Origin of the sequence: Aeromonas genomosp. paramedia, from assembly GCF_023093515.1 — a bacterium.
Taxonomy (GTDB): Bacteria; Pseudomonadota; Gammaproteobacteria; order Enterobacterales; family Aeromonadaceae; genus Aeromonas.
Genome location: NZ_JAAROG010000019.1, coordinates 146,689 through 162,645 on the forward strand (window position 1 = coordinate 146,689; position 15,957 = coordinate 162,645).

13 protein-coding genes, 1 pseudogene and 1 riboswitch are annotated in these 15,957 nt (G+C 62.2%); of the genes and pseudogenes, 9 read left to right on the forward strand and 5 right to left on the reverse strand.

The window, feature by feature from the left end; translation table 11 throughout:
* Positions 1 to 101: 101 nt before the first annotated feature.
* The 5 genes from leuA (at position 102) to HB860_RS15440 (ending at position 6,192) form a co-directional block, all read left to right on the forward strand.
* A complete protein-coding gene (gene leuA / locus HB860_RS15420; protein ID WP_005323845.1) occupies positions 102 to 1,664 on the forward strand; it encodes a 2-isopropylmalate synthase in 1,563 nt (520 codons plus the stop codon).
* Positions 1,665 to 1,923: 259 nt separating this feature from the next.
* Positions 1,924 to 3,009, forward strand: coding sequence for a 3-isopropylmalate dehydrogenase (gene leuB, locus HB860_RS15425; protein ID WP_247627219.1), 1,086 nt, complete (start codon positions 1,924 to 1,926; stop codon positions 3,007 to 3,009).
* Between the two features lie 32 nt (positions 3,010 to 3,041).
* Positions 3,042 to 4,439 carry a 3-isopropylmalate dehydratase large subunit gene (gene leuC, locus HB860_RS15430; protein ID WP_247627220.1) on the forward strand — a complete coding sequence of 466 codons (1,398 nt, stop codon included), beginning with the start codon at positions 3,042 to 3,044 and terminating at the stop codon, positions 4,437 to 4,439.
* Positions 4,440 to 4,546: 107 nt separating this feature from the next.
* Positions 4,547 to 5,146, forward strand: a complete 600-nt coding sequence (gene leuD / locus HB860_RS15435; RefSeq protein ID WP_202047127.1) for a 3-isopropylmalate dehydratase small subunit — start codon at positions 4,547 to 4,549, stop codon at positions 5,144 to 5,146.
* Between the two features lie 116 nt (positions 5,147 to 5,262).
* Positions 5,263 to 6,192, forward strand: coding sequence for a transglutaminase domain-containing protein (locus HB860_RS15440; protein WP_247627221.1), 930 nt, complete (start codon positions 5,263 to 5,265; stop codon positions 6,190 to 6,192).
* 104 nt (positions 6,193 to 6,296) lie between these two features.
* Here the strand turns inward: HB860_RS15440 and HB860_RS15445 are convergent, their stop codons facing one another.
* Positions 6,297 to 6,587, reverse strand: coding sequence for a PilZ domain-containing protein (locus HB860_RS15445; RefSeq protein WP_005323856.1), 291 nt, complete (start codon positions 6,585 to 6,587; stop codon positions 6,297 to 6,299).
* A 91-nt stretch (positions 6,588 to 6,678) separates the two neighbouring features.
* Positions 6,679 to 6,769, forward strand: a riboswitch (TPP riboswitch).
* Positions 6,770 to 6,869: 100 nt separating this feature from the next.
* Here HB860_RS15445 and thiB point away from each other — a divergent pair.
* The 4 genes and pseudogenes from thiB to HB860_RS15465 all read left to right on the forward strand — a co-directional run.
* A complete protein-coding gene (gene thiB, locus HB860_RS15450; RefSeq protein WP_139435091.1) occupies positions 6,870 to 7,850 on the forward strand; it encodes a thiamine ABC transporter substrate binding subunit in 981 nt (326 codons plus the stop codon).
* On the forward strand, positions 7,826 to 9,454 hold the full coding sequence (thiP, locus tag HB860_RS15455) for a thiamine/thiamine pyrophosphate ABC transporter permease (protein ID WP_247627222.1): 1,629 nt from the start codon (positions 7,826 to 7,828) through the stop codon (positions 9,452 to 9,454). The genes thiB and thiP overlap by 25 nt, the downstream gene beginning before the upstream one ends.
* 69 nt (positions 9,455 to 9,523) lie before the next feature.
* A complete protein-coding gene (gene thiQ / locus HB860_RS15460) occupies positions 9,524 to 10,231 on the forward strand; it encodes a thiamine ABC transporter ATP-binding protein (RefSeq protein ID WP_247627223.1) in 708 nt (235 codons plus the stop codon).
* 40 nt (positions 10,232 to 10,271) lie between these two features.
* A pseudogene (locus HB860_RS15465) lies at positions 10,272 to 10,412 on the forward strand (thiamine ABC transporter ATP-binding protein); the annotation flags it as partial.
* Positions 10,413 to 10,529: 117 nt separating this feature from the next.
* Here the strand turns inward: HB860_RS15465 and HB860_RS15470 are convergent.
* The 4 genes from HB860_RS15470 to HB860_RS15485 all read right to left on the reverse strand — a co-directional run bounded on the left by HB860_RS15470 (position 10,530) and on the right by HB860_RS15485 (position 15,618).
* Positions 10,530 to 11,900 carry a PhoH family protein gene (locus HB860_RS15470; protein ID WP_139435097.1) on the reverse strand — a complete coding sequence of 457 codons (1,371 nt, stop codon included), beginning with the start codon at positions 11,898 to 11,900 and terminating at the stop codon, positions 10,530 to 10,532.
* Positions 11,901 to 12,120: 220 nt separating this feature from the next.
* On the reverse strand, positions 12,121 to 12,804 hold the full coding sequence (locus HB860_RS15475) for an NrdJb (RefSeq protein ID WP_247627224.1): 684 nt from the start codon (positions 12,802 to 12,804) through the stop codon (positions 12,121 to 12,123).
* A 9-nt stretch (positions 12,805 to 12,813) separates the two neighbouring features.
* Positions 12,814 to 14,961: an adenosylcobalamin-dependent ribonucleoside-diphosphate reductase gene (locus tag HB860_RS15480; RefSeq protein WP_247627225.1), complete on the reverse strand. Its 2,148-nt coding sequence runs from the start codon at positions 14,959 to 14,961 to the stop codon at positions 12,814 to 12,816.
* A gap of 207 nt (positions 14,962 to 15,168) precedes the next feature.
* The gene (locus HB860_RS15485; RefSeq protein WP_025328176.1) at positions 15,169 to 15,618 is read right to left on the reverse strand and encodes a pullulanase; all 450 of its coding nucleotides are present in this window, start codon (positions 15,616 to 15,618) and stop codon (positions 15,169 to 15,171) included.
* Between the last annotated feature and the right edge of the window lie 339 nt (positions 15,619 to 15,957).

A 15,957-nucleotide genomic window follows, 5' to 3' on the forward strand; every position in this document is an offset into this window, starting at 1 on the left:
GCTAAGGCATAGCCGGAATTTACAAAAACCCGTGCACCCCGCACGGGTTTTTTTATGCCAATGCAGGATGCACGCACCGAACTTAGGAAGAGGGAAGTCACATGTCAGATCGAGTCATCATATTCGATACCACCTTGCGTGATGGCGAGCAGGCGCTGTCGGCCAGCTTGACGGTCAAGGAGAAGCTGCAGATTGCCCAGGCGCTGGAACGACTCGGTGTCGACATCATGGAAGTGGGCTTCCCTGTCTCCTCCCCCGGTGATTTTCAATCGGTGCAGACCATAGCCCGCCACATCAAGAACAGCCGTGTCTGCGCCCTCGCCCGCGCCCTGCCCAAGGACATAGATGCCGCCGGCGAAGCCTTGCGGGTCGCCGAAGCCTTCCGTATCCACACCTTTATCTCCACCTCCTCCATCCACGTCGAAAGCAAACTGAAAAAGAGCTTCGAAGACGTGCTGGAGATGGGGGTCGGCGCCATCAAGCACGCCCTGCGCTACACAGACGATGTGGAGTTCTCCTGCGAGGATGCGGGCCGCACGCCGATTGACAACCTCTGCCGCATGGTGGAGGCCGCCATCAAGGCGGGCGCCCGCACCATCAACATCCCGGATACCGTGGGCTACACGGTGCCGACCGAATTCTCCGGCATCATCCAGACCCTGTTCAACCGGGTACCGAACATAGACCAGGCCATCATCTCGGTGCACTGCCACGACGATCTGGGCCTCTCGGTGGCGAACTCCATCGGTGCCGTACAGATGGGGGCCCGCCAGATCGAGTGCACCATCAACGGCATCGGCGAGCGGGCGGGCAACTGCTCCCTGGAAGAGGTGGCGATGATCCTGAAAACCCGCGCCGACCTGCTCGGGGTGCACACCAACATCCGTCACAACGAGATCCACCGCACCAGCACGCTGGTCAGCCAGCTGTGCAACATGCCGGTACAGCCGAACAAGGCCATCGTCGGGGCCAACGCCTTCTCCCACAGCTCCGGCATTCATCAGGACGGCGTGCTCAAGGCCAAGAACACCTACGAAATCATCACCCCCGAGAGCATCGGCCTCACCCAGAACAACCTCAACATGACCTCCCGCTCCGGCCGCCACGTCATCAAGCACCGCATGGAGAGCATGGGCTACGCCGAGAGCAGCTACGATCTCGACCACCTCTACGGCAAGTTCCTGGTGCTGGCCGACAAGAAGGGGCAGGTGTTCGATTACGATCTCGAGGCACTGGCCTTCTTCAGCCAGATCCACGAGGAGCCCGAGCACTTCAAGCTGGAGTACCTCGGGGTGCAGAGCGGCAGCTCCGTGCTGGCCACCGCCTCGGTCAAGCTCAAGGTGGGTCAGGACCTGATCTGCGAAGCGGCCACAGGCAACGGCCCTGTGGATGCTGTCTACCAGTGCATCAACCGCATCACCGGCTACGAGATCCGCATCGACAAGTACGAGCTCAAGGGCAAGGGGGAAGGCAAGAATGCCCTCGGCCAGGTCGACATAGTCGCCGAATACAAGGGTCGCAAATTCCATGGCATGGGGCTGGCCACCGACATCATCGAATCCTCGGCCCAGGCCCTGGTCCATGTCATCAACAGCATCTGGCGTGCCGATCAGGTCGCCGAGCAGATGGAACGCAATAACAACATCAAATCGGAAACCGTCTGAACTGTGAGTGATGGCTCAGTGAGCAGATGGGACATAAAAACAACACCAAATCGGAAACCGTCTGAGCAGCGCTCGGCTCGCTGAGCAGATGGGACATAAAAACAGCACCAAATCGGAGACCGTCTGAACAGCGAACGGCTCGCTGAACGGATGGAATGCAATCACAACATCAGGACGGAGACAGTCTGAACAGGCATAGGCTCGCAGTATCGGGTCACTGGGCAGATGGAACTCAACACAACATCAGGACGGAGAGAGTATGAGCAGTTATCGGATCGCAGTATTGCCGGGGGACGGCATTGGCCCGGAAGTGATGGCCGAGGCCATCAAGGTACTGGAAAAGGTGCAGACCAAATTCGGCTTCTCCCTCGACTATGATCGCCACGACGTGGGTGGCATCGCCATCGACAACCACGGCACCCCGCTGCCGCAAAGCACCATAGCGGGCTGCGAAGCGGCCGATGCCGTGCTGTTCGGCTCGGTGGGCGGCCCCAAGTGGGAGCACCTGCCACCGAACGATCAGCCGGAGCGCGGCGCCCTGCTGCCCCTGCGTGCCCACTTCAAGCTGTTCTGCAACCTGCGTCCGGCCCGCATCTACACCGGCCTGGAGCAGTTCTCCCCCCTGCGCGCCGACATCTCGGATCGCGGCTTCGACATCGCCTGCGTGCGGGAGTTGACCGGTGGCATCTACTTCGGCCAGCCCAAGGGGCGCGAAGGGGAAGGTTCCATGGAGAAGGCATTCGACACCGAGGTGTACCATCGCTTCGAGATCGAGCGCATCGCCAAGATAGCGTTCGAATCCGCCCGGGTGCGCAAGTCCAGGGTCACCTCCATCGACAAGGCCAACGTGCTCGCCTCCTCCATCCTGTGGCGCGAAGTGGTGACGCAAGTCGCCAAGGATTATCCCGACGTCGAACTGAACCATATGTACATCGACAACGCCACCATGCAGCTCATCAAGGATCCGTCCCAGTTCGACGTGCTGCTCTGCTCCAACCTGTTTGGCGACATCCTCTCCGACGAGTGCGCCATGATCACCGGCTCCATGGGGCTGCTCCCTTCAGCCAGCCTGAACGAATCCGGCTTCGGTCTGTTCGAGCCGGCCGGTGGCTCGGCCCCGGACATCGCCGGCAAGGGCATTGCGAACCCCATAGCCCAGATCCTCTCCGCCGCCCTGATGCTGCGCTACAGCCTGGGCCAGGAAGCCGCCGCCCAGGCCATAGAGCAGGCCGTTGCCCAGGCTCTGGCCGAAGGTTACTTCACCGCCGATCTGCATCAGGCTAACGCACAGCACCCGGTGCAAAGCACCGCCGAGATGGGCAGCCAGATAGCCGCACGGATCTGAGCCACGCAGCACATAACAAGGAATACCGAGCAATGTCCAAGACCCTCTATCAGAAAGTGTTCGATGCCCACGTGGTCCGGGAAGTGGAAGGGGAAACCCCCCTCATCTACATCGATCGCCACCTGGTGCACGAAGTGACCAGCCCCCAGGCGTTCGACGGCCTGCGCGCCATGAAACGCCCGCTGCGCCGCCCGGATCTGACCTGGGCCACCATGGATCACAACGTCTCCACCACCACCAAGGACATCGCCGCCTCCGGCGAGATGGCCCGCATCCAGATGGAGACCCTGGCAGCCAACTGCAAGGAGTTCGGGGTCCGTCTCTACGATCTCAACCACAAATACCAGGGCATAGTCCACGTGATGGGCCCCGAGCTCGGCATCACATTGCCCGGCACCACCATAGTCTGCGGCGACTCCCACACCGCCACTCACGGCGCCTTTGGGTCGCTCGCGTTTGGCATCGGCACTTCCGAAGTGGAACACGTGATGGCGACCCAGACCCTGAAGCAGGGCCGGGCCAAGACCATGCGTATCTCTGTCAACGGCAAGCTGGCCGAAGGCATCAGCGCGAAAGACGTGGTGCTGGCCATCATTGGCAAGGTCGGCGCTGCCGGCGGCACCGGTTACGTGGTGGAGTTCGCAGGCGATGCCATCACGGGTCTCTCCATGGAAGGGCGCATGACGGTGTGCAACATGGCCATCGAGCTCGGCGCCAAGGCGGGAATGATAGCCCCGGATCAGACCACCATCGACTACATCCGCGGCAAGGTATTCGCCCCCACCGGCGAGGCGCTGGAGCAGGCCATCGCCCATTGGCAAACCCTCAAGAGCGACGAAGGCGCGACCTTCGATGCCGAAGTGGTGCTGGACGCCGCCGCCATCGCCCCTCAGGTGACCTGGGGCACCAACCCGGGCCAGGTGATCGCCGTCAATGAACCCATTCCGGCGCCGGAGTCGTTTGCCGATCTGATGGAGCAGCAGTCCGCCCGCAAGGCGCTTGCCTACATGGACTTGCAGCCGGGCCAGAAGCTCTGTGACGTCACCATAGACAAGGTGTTCATCGGCTCCTGTACCAACAGCCGCATCGAGGATCTGCGCGCCGCCGCCGCCATCGCCCGTGGCCGCAAGGTGGCCGCCGGGGTACAGGCCCTGGTGGTACCGGGCTCCGAGCAGGTGAAGGCCCAGGCCGAAGCCGAGGGGCTGGACAAGATCTTCCTCGAGGCGGGTTTTGAGTGGCGCCTGCCCGGCTGCTCCATGTGTCTGGCCATGAACAACGACCGGCTGCAACCGGGGGAGCGCTGCGCCTCCACCAGCAACCGCAACTTCGAAGGGCGTCAGGGCCGTGCCGGCCGCACCCACCTGGTGAGCCCGGCCATGGCCGCCGCCGCCGCAGTCACCGGCCGCTTCGCCGATATTCGTGCGCTGTAACGACAGGGAAAACATGATGACAGGTTTCAAACAACGCGGACGGCCCTTCGCCGTCACCGACATCATCTTCGCCGACATTCGCGCGCTGTAATTACGAGGAGAACAAGATGACAGGTTTCAAACAGCATAAAGGGATCGTCGTTCCCCTCGACAGCGCCAACGTCGACACCGACGCCATCATTCCGAAGCAGTTTTTGCAGAAGGTGAACCGCATCGGTTTTGGCAAGCACCTGTTCCACGACTGGCGCTTCCTTGACGATGCAGGGGAGCAGCCCAACCCCGAGTTCGTGCTGAACCAGCCGCAATTCGCCGGTGCCAGCATATTGCTGGCCCGGGAGAACTTCGGCTGCGGCTCGAGCCGCGAGCACGCCCCCTGGGCGCTGGCGGACTACGGCTTCAAGACCATCATAGCCCCGAGCTTTGCCGACATCTTCTACGGCAACGCCATCAACAACGGCATGGTGCCGGTACGCCTGAAAGAAGAAGAGGTCGAGGCCCTGTTCCAGCTGGTTGCCGCCCAGCCGGGTATCGAGATCGACGTGGATCTGGAGGCGAACCAGGTGCGCGCCGGCGCGCTCACGTTTGGCTTCGAGATCGACGAGTTCCGCCGCTACTGCCTGCTCAACGGGCTGGATGCCATCGGCCTAACCCTGCAGCACGAGGCCGCCATCAGTGCCTTCGAAGCAAAGCAGCCAAGCTGGATTTGACGCGCCAGCGGCAAGAAAGCGAGTAGAATCAACAGGGAGCCCAGGCTCCCTGTTTTATTGTCAGGCCAGACTACACGCATGGCCGGCCACTTCTGCATGCCCGACGGGACACCTGAATGAAGATGACGATCGCCCTCCCCCTACTCTGCGGCCTCTGGCTGGCGCTGCCGGTCTGCGCCGGGCAGACCTATTTCAACAGCAACGGCGGCCAGCTCAACGTCGGCTGGCAGGACAGGGATGGCAAGGCCCAGCAACTCAGCTACCGGCTGGAGGCGGGCAAGCTGCCGCCGCTCATCGCCTATCGCCCGGCCAGGATGCAGGAGGAGGTGCTGCAGAGCTTGCTGCGACAGGCGGAGCTTGAATTCCCCGAGGTGCAGTTCTCCCTCTCTCGCCCCAGCCTCGCCCTCAGCCTCAAGAGCCGCAACGCCGACAAGGCCAGGGAAGCCTCGCTATGGGTCAAGCCGGAGCAGGCCAGACTGGAGGCCGAGTGGCTCAAGCAGCACTACTTCCAGCCCTTCACCCCGCCCGACGGCGCCCCCGCCATCAAGCAGGATCATGTGCGCATCGCCCTGGAGAGCCGTGCCGAACTGGCGCCCCTGGCCGAGCAGCTCAAGCAGGAGGGCGCCACAGAGACAGAGGCGCGCCAGAAGACGGTGGCCCATATGCTCGACTTCATCCAGGCCATCCCCTATCAGCTGCTCGACAGCCAGTCGGGGCGCTCGGGCAAGGGCTTTCTGAGCCCGCGCCAGGTGCTGGAGCAGAACCGGGGGGATTGCGACAGCAAGGTGACCCTGATGGCGGCCCTGCTGGCCCAGCGATTTCCCGAGCTGAAGCAGGCCATGGTGTTCGTGCCGGGCCATGCCCTGCTGGGGGTGGCGCTGCCGGCCGGCCCGGGTCAGGCGACCCTGAGCTGGCAAGGGGAAACCTATCTGCTGCTGGAACCGACCGGCCCCGCCCAGCTCCCCATGGGCCAGCTCGCCCCCACCAGCAAGACGCTGGTCGACAGCAAGCAGTTGAGCGCCCAACCCGTGCTGGCCAGCAACTGAGCCGCACCCGGAGCGGCGATCCGGGCGGGAAGACAAGGTTGGCCCGGGCCGAAAATGCATCGACCAGCCGGTGGCTGGTCGATGGAACAGGGTGGTGTGCAGACTCAGGTCAGCGGCAGAAACTCCAGCGCCAGCAAGAGCCCACCCTCCTCCTCCAGCACCCGCACTATGCGAGCCTGGGCCTCAAAGGGAGGCAGCAGGTTGCTGCTGGTGGCCAGGCTCACCCGGATGGGTTGGGCCAGATCAAACCCGTGTTCGTTCACCTCGACCCCCATGCCATTGGCGCTGAGATCCCGGCAGACTCCTTCAAGCACCTGCTGGTGCTGGAACAGGGTGACAGGGGCGTTGATGACCATGCGCTGGAAGGCACGTCTTTCCTTGGTGCTGGTGATCACTGGGGGCATCCTCCTTGGTGGTGGCTCGCACGGCGCGGCCCGTGAAACATAGTGCTGGCCTCCCCCAAAGAAGGTCAATACAATGCGGTTCGTTGCTCAAACGGGGTGCGGTTTACCGCTGAGATTATACCCGTGAACCTGATCCAGATAATGCTGGCGGAGGAATTTGAGGCATGGCGCGCGTTTTTTGCGCCCTCATCCGCTGGCCCTCACCACAAGAAAGGTGCCATTGATGAGCAGACCGCTGCCCATGGCACCTCAGTACCCACAGGAGTGCCATTGATGAAGACCCTGCTGCTGCTCGCGACCGGCCTGCTCTCTGCCCAGGCATTTGCCGCCGACACCCTCACCGTCTACACCTACGGCTCCTTCGCCGCCGAATGGGGCCCGGGTCCCAAGATCAAGCAGGCCTTCGAGAAGGAGTGCGGCTGTACCCTCAATCTGGTGGCCCTGGAAGACGGTGTCGCCATCCTCAACCGGCTGCGGCTGGAAGGCCAGCACAGCAAGGCAGACCTGGTGCTGGGGCTGGACGATGCCCTGGTCAGCGAGGCCAAGCAGAGCGGCCTGTTCGCCCCTCATCACACCAGGCTCGACGCCCTCAAGGTGCCGGGTGGCTGGCAGGATGACACCTTCGTCCCCTATGACTACGGCTACTTCGCCTTCGTCTACGACAAGGACAAACTCAAGCAGCCCCCCAAGAGCCTGAAAGAGCTGGTGGAACGCCAGGATCTCAAGGTGATCTATCAGGATCCCCGCACCTCCACCCCGGGCCAGGGGCTGATGCTCTGGATGAAGTCCGTCTATGGCGATCAGGCCCCCGCAGCCTGGGAACAGCTGGCCAAAAAGACGGTCACCGTCACCAAGGGCTGGTCCGAGGCCTATGGCATGTTCCTCGACGGCGAGGCGGACATGGTGCTCTCCTATACCAGCTCCCCCGCCTATCACCTGATCGCCGAGAACAAGCCCCAGTACCGGGCGGCCGCCTTCGCAGAGGGGCATTACCGTCAGGTGGAAGTGGCCGCCAAGCTGAAAAGCGCTGCCCAGGACAAGCTGGCGGACCAGTTCCTGCAGTTCATGGTCAGCCCCGCCTTCCAGCAGGAGATCCCTGCCGGCAACTGGATGTACCCGGTGATAGACCAGCCGCTGCCCAAGGGCTTCGAGCAGATGATCACGGTCGCCAAGCCGCTGAGCTTCACCTCTGATGACGTGGCCGCCAATCGCAAGAACTGGATCCGTGAATGGCTGCAAGCCGTCACCCAGTGAACGCAGGCTCTCGTCCCCTCTGGTGGCTGCCGGGCAGTGCAGCCACCCTGCTGATCCTGCTGTTGTCCCTCGGGCCGCTCGCGGCCCTGCTGTGGCAGGCGGGCACCTTGTCTCCCCGCACCCTGCTGGCCGATCCCTATCTGCGCCATGTGCTGGGCTTCAGCCTGGGGCAGGCCCTGCTCTCCACCCTGCTGAGCCTGGGTGTAGCCATTCCGGTGGCCCGTGCCCTGGCGCGGCGCCGCTTCCCCGGCCGGGCCTTGCTGCTGAAGCTGTTCGGCCTCTCCCTGGTGCTGCCCGTCATCATCGCCATCTTCGGCATGGTCGCGGTGCACGGCCGCCAGGGCTGGCTGCCACAGCTGCTGCGCGGTCTGGGGCTGGATCCCGGCAACTACTTGTACGGCCTGTTCGGCATACTGCTGGCCCATGTGTTCTTCAACATGCCGCTGGCGGCGCGCCTCATACTGCAGAGCATAGAGAGCGTCCCCGAGACCTCATGGCGCCTCGCCAGCCAGCTCGGCATGCGCTCATCCCACATCTTCCGGCTGCTGGAGTGGCCGCTCATCCGCGGCATACTGCCGGGGCTCGCCAGCCTCATCTTCATGCTCTGCTTCACCAGCTTCACCACAGTGCTGGCGCTGGGCGGCGGCCCCAAGTCCACCACCTTGGAAGTGGCCGTCTATCAGGCACTGCGCTTTGACTTCGATCTCGCCACCGCGGGCGGTCTGGCGCTGGTACAGCTGCTGCTGACCGTCGCCCTGCTCCTGCTGCAACACCGACTGCAGACCACCCCGGCCAGCCGTCTCACCAGCCGCCGCCCCTGCCTGAGGCCGGATCGCCATCAGCCGGGGACAGGCCTGGTGGATGCCGTGGCGCTCTGCACCGGGCTCGCCATCTTCCTGCCGCCCCTGCTGGCCATAGTCGTGGCCGGTTTCAACCCCGGCCTGCTGACGGCGCTTGCATCCCCCGCGCTGTGGCAGGCGGGCGGCCAGTCCCTGGCCATCGCCCTGGCGGCCGGGTCGCTGGCGACCCTGCTCGGCGCCGGTCTGTTGCTCACCAGCCGCCACCTGAGGGTGCGCGGGCGCAAGCGGCGGGCCGCCGCCCTGTGGGAGGCCAGCGGCTCCATGATCCTGATGATCCCGGCAGTGGTGCTCTCCACCGGTCTTTTCATCATGTTCATGCCCTTTGTCGACGTCTTTGCCCTGGGCCCCTGGCTGGTGGTGCTGGTCAACGCCCTGATGGCGCTGCCCTATGTGCTGCGTACCCTCAGCGCCCCCATGCAACTGGTGGTGCGCCAGTACGACCGGCTGGCGGACAGCCTTGGAGTGCGCGGTCTGCATCGCCTGCGACTGGTGGAGTGGCCTCTGCTGCGCCGCCCGCTGGCGCTCGCCATGGCGCTCTCCATGATATTGTCCCTCGGGGATCTCGGCGCCATCGCCATGTTCGGCAGCCAGGCCCTTACCACATTGCCCTGGCTGCTCTATCAGCAACTCGGCAGCTACCGACTGACCGAGGCGGCCGCCACTGCCCTGCTGCTGCTCACGCTCTGTTTCTCCCTGTTCTGGCTGGTTGAGCGGGGTCTTGGAGGAAAAAATGGCGAGCATTGAGGTACAAACCCTGCGCTACCGTTTCTGCGGCTGTTCTGGCTGGTCAAGCGGCCTCTTGGAGAAGACAACATGCTGAACATTGATCAGCTGGTCACCAGCTACCCGGATTGGCGCGTCAGCTTCAGCGCCACCCTGCCCAGGGGGGAGATCACCGCCCTGATAGGGCCGAGCGGTGCCGGCAAGTCCACCCTGCTCGGCATGATCGCCGGCTTCGTGCCGGTGGAGTCCGGCCGTCTCAGTTTCGATGGTGTCGATCTGCTGCCGCTCGGCCCCGCCGAGCGGCCGGTGACCACACTGTTTCAGGATCACAACCTCTTCCTGCATCTGTCGGTGTTCGACAACATCGCCATCGGCCTGCACCCTGGCCTGCGCCTGAGCGAGGCCCAGCGCGAGCAGGTGAAACAGGGGGCAGAGCGGGTCGGCCTTGGAGGCATGCTGAGCCGCCTGCCGGAGCAGCTCTCCGGCGGCCAGCAACAGCGGGTGGGGCTGGCCCGCGCCCTGGTGCGGGGAAAACCCCTGCTGCTGCTGGATGAGCCCTTCTCGGCCCTGGATCCCGCCCTGCGCCGGGAGATGCTGGCCGAGGTGGCCCGCCTCGCCTGCGAGCAGGGCATCACTGTGCTCATGGTGTCCCACAACCCGGAAGATGCCCAGCTGATTGCCGATCAGGTGCTGTTCGTGGACGAAGGCCGCATCGCCCTGCAGGGCAAACCCGACATACTGCAAGACAGCGAACACCCCGGGCTGCTGCGCTACCTTGGCCGCGCTCTATCTCCATAGTGGATGGCCAACAAGTGGATGGTCTCCCCCTGGCATAACCCCGGAAGATGCCCAGCTGATCGCCGATCAGGTGTTGTTCGTAGACGAAGGCCGCATCACCCTGCAGGGTAAACCGGACATACTGCAGAACAGCGAGCACCCCGGGCTGCTGCGCTACCTTGGTCGCGCTCTATTTCCATAGTGGATGGCCAACAAGCTGCTGCGCTACCTTGGCCATACACATAGGCAATGACGGCAACGGGATCAAAAAAGGGGAAGCCGTCCGGCTTCCCCTTTCTCATGCAGAGATTGCGTTGAATCAGAGATTTTCCTCGGCGAACGAAGCCAGCCGGCTGCGCACCACGCCGTTCAGGAAGATATTGGCACTGCCGTCGAAGTCCTTGAAACGCTCGACTATGTAGGTCAGACCCGAGGTCACCGGGCTCAGGTAGTTGGAGTCTATCTGGGCCAGGTTGCCGGAGCAGACGATCTTGGTCCCCTCGCCGCAGCGGGTGATGATGGTCTTGATCTGGGAGGCGGTCAGGTTCTGGCACTCGTCCAGCAGCACGAAGGTGTTCTGGATGCTGCGCCCGCGCATGAAGTTGACCGATTTGAACTGGATGTTGGCCTTCTCCATGATGTAGCTGAGAGACCCGCTCATGTTCTCGTCCTGCTTGTGCAGCACCTCCAGGGTGTCGGTCACCGCCGCCAGCCAGGGCATCATCTTCTCCTCCTCGGTGCCGGGCAGGAAGCCGATGCTCTCGGCAATTTCCGGGGTGTTGCGGGTGACGATCACCTTCTCGTAGATCCCCTTCTCGATCACCAGCTCCAGGGCCGCCGCCATGGCGAGCAAGGTCTTGCCGCAGCCCGCCGGGCCGGTCAGGATCACCAGATCGATGTGCGGATCCAGCAGGGCGTCCAGCGCCATGCCCTGATAGATGTTCTTGGGATGCACCCCCCAGGCCTTGCGTGACATCAGCCGCTCGCGGCCCAGATCCTTGAGGCGGATCTTGTTGCCGTCGTGGCTTAGCACCCTGGCGGCAAAGAAGTTCTCCTCGTCCAGCAGGTACTGGTTGACGTGCACCCCCTCCAGCAGGTTCGAGTCGATCACGTGGACTGTGTCGCGGCCATGGGTCTCGCTGTCGCACTCGCCAACCCGCTCCCAGAAGCTGCCTGGCACCACCTGGAAGCCCTTGGCCAGCAGGCGGATGTCGTCGATCAGCTGGTCGCTGCGATAATCCTCCACGTGGGCAAGGCCCGCCCCCTTGGCCTTGAGGCGCATGTTGATGTCCTTGGTCACCAGCACCACCTGGCGTTTCATCTCGTGCTTTTGCAGGTAGAGGGCCGCGTTGATGATGCGGTTGTCCGCCTCCTTGTCGGTGAACACCTCGGCATCCTGGGGCAGATGGTGATCGCTGAAGATGGAGATGCGACCGCTCGCCTCGCCGGCCAGCGCCACCCCTTGCACTATCTGCTCCGGGGTCGCATCGCGGAACACGTCTTCCAGGGCTCGGATGGCGATGCGGGCATCACGGCTGACGTCCTTCTGGCGATCCTTGATGTTGTCGAGCTCTTCGAGCACCGTCATGGGGATGAGCACGTCGTGCTCTTTGAAGGAGTAGATGGCGAGGGGTTCGTGAAGCAGAACGTTGGTATCCAGGATAAACAGCTTTCGGTCCGTGTTGTCCATAAGCATCCTCCTTGGCACTGAAGGTGCCACGTGTGTGAATCTCAGATGTCATTGAAACCACACGGCCGTGACAGTTTTATTACCCCTCACGCTACGCCCGAATTTACCGGTGTGCAACATTTCCCTTGCCCGTCCTAACTGACTGTATATAAAGCAATCAATAAACAAGACCGGCCCACAGGCCGGTCTTTTAAGCTGATTTATGCTCCTGTGGGCCCCATTAGCCACACTTGGAATCACCGCAGTTGAGGCAGGTCATGCAACCATCCTTCTGCACCAGCGCCTTGGTGTGGCACTTGTAGCAGAGCGCCGCACTGGCCGGGAAGCCGCTGCCTGACTGCTGGGCGTCAGCCTCCTGTTCGGCCTGGATCTGTGCCTGTTTCTCGGCCAGAAACGCCTGCTGGTGCTCATCCAGCCCGGTGGCCTTGAGCATGCCGATCTCGGTGAGATGGGTCTCGATCACGTTGCCAATTTCGGCGATGAGCGACGGCACATACTTGCCCTTGTTCCAGTAGCCCCCCTTGGGATCGAACACGGACCTCAGCTCCTCCACCAGGAAGGTGACATCCCCGCCCTTGCGAAACACCGCCGAGATGATGCGGGTCAGCGCCACTATCCACTGGTAGTGCTCCAGGCTCTTGGAGTTGATGAAGATCTCGAACGGACGGCGCGTCTCGTGGACTGTGCCCTCGTTGAGAATGATGTCGTTGATGGTGATGAACAGCGAGTGCTCGGAGACATGCTCCGGCGTCTTCAGCTTGTAGGTGGTGCCCATCAGCCGCTCCGGACGCAGCACCGTCTCGTGCATGTGCACCACGTCATCCTGGGGAGCCGGTGCTTCTTGCGGCTCATCCCGGGTTTTCACCTTGTAGGCGACGATTTTCCTGTCGATCTTCTTGACCATAATCTGTTCTCAGAATTTGCCGTAATAGCCTTCTTTCAAGGCGTCGTAGAGGTTGGCGGCGGTGTGCAGCTCGCCATCGTATTCGATCTCTTCGTTCCCCTTCACCGTGATGACGGAGCCATCCTCCAGAGTGAACTCGTACTGAGTGTTCTCCAGATCCTTCTCCTTCACCAGCACCCCCTGGAAGGCCTCGGGGTTGAAGCGGAAGGTGGTGCAGCCCTTGAGGCCAGAGTCCGAGGCATACATGTAGATGTCCTTGAACTGCTCGAACGGGAAGTCGGTCGGTACGTTGGCGGTCTTGGAGATGGATGAATCTATCCAGCGCTGGGCCGCGGCCTGGATGTCCACGTGCTGGGCCGGGCTGATGTCGTCGGCGGTGATGAAGTAATCCGGCAGACGGCAGGCCTCATCCTCGGTGTAGGGCATGGCGCCGGCGTTGACGAGCTCGCGATAGGCCAGCAACTCGAAGGAGTAGACATCCACGCTCTCCTTGCTCTTCTTGCCCGCCTTGATGACGTTGCGGCTGTAGTGATGGGCGAAGCTCGGCTCTATGCCGTTGCTGGCGTTGTTGGCCAGCGACAGAGAGATGGTGCCGGTCGGCGCTATGCTGCTGTGGTGGGTGAAACGCCCGCCCACCTCGGCCAGCGCGGCCACCAGGGCGGGATCCACCTCGGCCACCTGCTGCATATAGCGGCTGTAGCGTGCATGCAGCACCTTGCCCTTCACCTTGTCGCCGAGCTTGATGCCATCGGCCGCCATCTCGGGGCGCAGCCGCAGCATCTTGCCGGTCACCTCGAACTCCTGCTCCATGATGGGGGCCGGGCCCTTCTCCTTCGCCAGCGCCAGGGACTCCTGCCAGCCGGTCATGGCCAGCTCCTGGGAGACCTGCTCGGTAAACGCCACGGAGGCAGCAGAGCCGTACTTGATCTGCAGCATGGTGAGGGTGGACCCCAGCCCGAGGAAGCCCATGCCGTGGCGGCGCTTGGCGGTGATCTCCTCGCGCTGCCTGGGCAAAGGCAGCTGGTTGATCTCCACCACGTTGTCCAGCATCCGGGTGAAGATGGCCACCACCTTGCGAAACGCCGGCCAGTCGAAGGCGGCCCGCTCGGTGAAGGGCTCGCGCACAAACTTGGTCAGATTGACCGATCCCAGCAGGCAGGCGCCATAGGGGGGCAAGGGCTGCTCACCACAGGGGTTGGTGGCGCGGATCTCCTCGCAGAACCAGTTGTTGTTCATCTCGTTCACTTTGTCGATCAGGATGAAACCGGGCTCCGCATAGTCATAGGTGGAGGTCATGATGACGTTCCACAGCTTGCGGGCAGGCAGGGTCTTGTAGACCTTGCAGGCCACCTGCCCCAGCGCGTTGATCACCACTCCCTCCTTGTTCGGCCAGTCCGCCCAGATCACCTGCTCGGGATCGTCCAGGGCAATGCCGTCCTGCTCCACCTCCTTGGCGGTGTAGGGGAAGATGAGCCGCCAGGGCGCATCCTCTTTCACCGCCTTGACGAACTCTTCGGTGATGAGCAGGGAGAGGTTGAACTGGCGCAGGCGACCATCTTCCCGCTTGGCCTGGATGAACTCGATCACGTCGGGGTGGCGGATATCCATGGTGCCCATCTGGGCGCCACGACGGCCACCCGCCGACGAGACGGTGAAACACATCTTGTCGTAGATATCCATGAAGGAGAGCGGGCCCGAGGTATAGGCCCCGGCGCCGGAGACGAAGGCACCGCGCGGACGCAGGGTCGAGAAGTCATAGCCGATGCCGCAGCCCGCCTTCAGGGTCAGGCCGGCCTCGTGCACCTTGCCGAGAATGTCATCCATCGAATCTTCGATGGTGCCGGAGACGGTGCAGTTGATGGTCGAGGTGGCCGGCTTGTGCTCGAAGGCCCCTGCATTGGAGGTGATACGACCCGCCGGGATGGCGCCATTGCGCAGGGCCCACAGGAAGGGCTCATACCAGGCATCGGGCTCGCTCTCCTGGGCCGCCAGCGCACGGGCAACCCGCTGATAGGTCTCGTCTATGGTGCCGTCGATGAGCGCCCCATCCTTGCTCTTGAGGCGATACTTGCTGTCCCAGATCTCGAGGGAGGTTTCCTGCATGGGGATGAGGGCAGAGTTGGGTCCACTCTCCAGAACAGGGTTGGATTTAGCCATTTTCAAGCCACCTTATGTGAATGCAACAACGTCATGACAGAGTCAAAAACACAACCAATAGGTCTTATGTTAACCATATAGCACTATATATAGTATCTCTCTCACGGGGCGCCGATTCTATCCTAAAAAAATGCCCCGGCCAGCAGATATTTGGGCCAGGGCATTTAACCGGTTCATTTCCCGATGAATTTAACGGGAGGAGGAATTTCAGGGCTTCTTGACGTACACGCTCGGCGTCTCACCCGCCATATTCAGATAGAACTCGTAGACACCATCGGCATCCGGCGAGAACTTCATGTCCTCATACTTGGAGCAGGGGTTGACCGGCACAGGCTCTCCGCCCAGCACGGCGACGCCGTCACTCGGACTCTTGTAGCCGAAGTTGGTGCCACAGCTCCAGCCGGAGTCGGCGAACTTGAACTTGTAGGGAGCCCACTCTTTCTTGAGTGTTCCCTTGGCCATGTAGAGTTTGTCGGCCACCTTGACCACTTTGCTCTCATCGGTCGCCATCCAGTCGTTCATCTCCCCCCGCAGGTAGATGGACTTGCCACCGAAGTCGCTGTTGTCTGCAGCCTGCTCTGCACCGCCATTGGATGCGCAACCGCCTAATACCAGGGTTCCCGCCGCCAGCATCATCGTTACTGTTCTTTTGAACATGTGTCCATTCCTCAGATTATTGTGATTCCTTGGCCCATCGAACGTGGGCAGACGAATTAAAGCAGAGCAGGCATCACAAGAAAGGTAGAGTCATCACATTCTGTGCTTTTTATATCCAGCACGCCGCACCGATGGATAAATATCGAACAGAAAAGGGGGAGAGGTTTTGGGAGAGTAGGGAGCTCATCGTCAAACTGCAGGAGTGTTAAAGCTCAATTATCAGTCAACGCACTGATTTTAAGGCAATAAAAAACCCCGCTCGAGTGAGCGGGGTTTCTTGTATTGGGTGCCTGGCAGTGTCCTACTCTCGCATGGCGAATGCCACACTACCATCGGCGC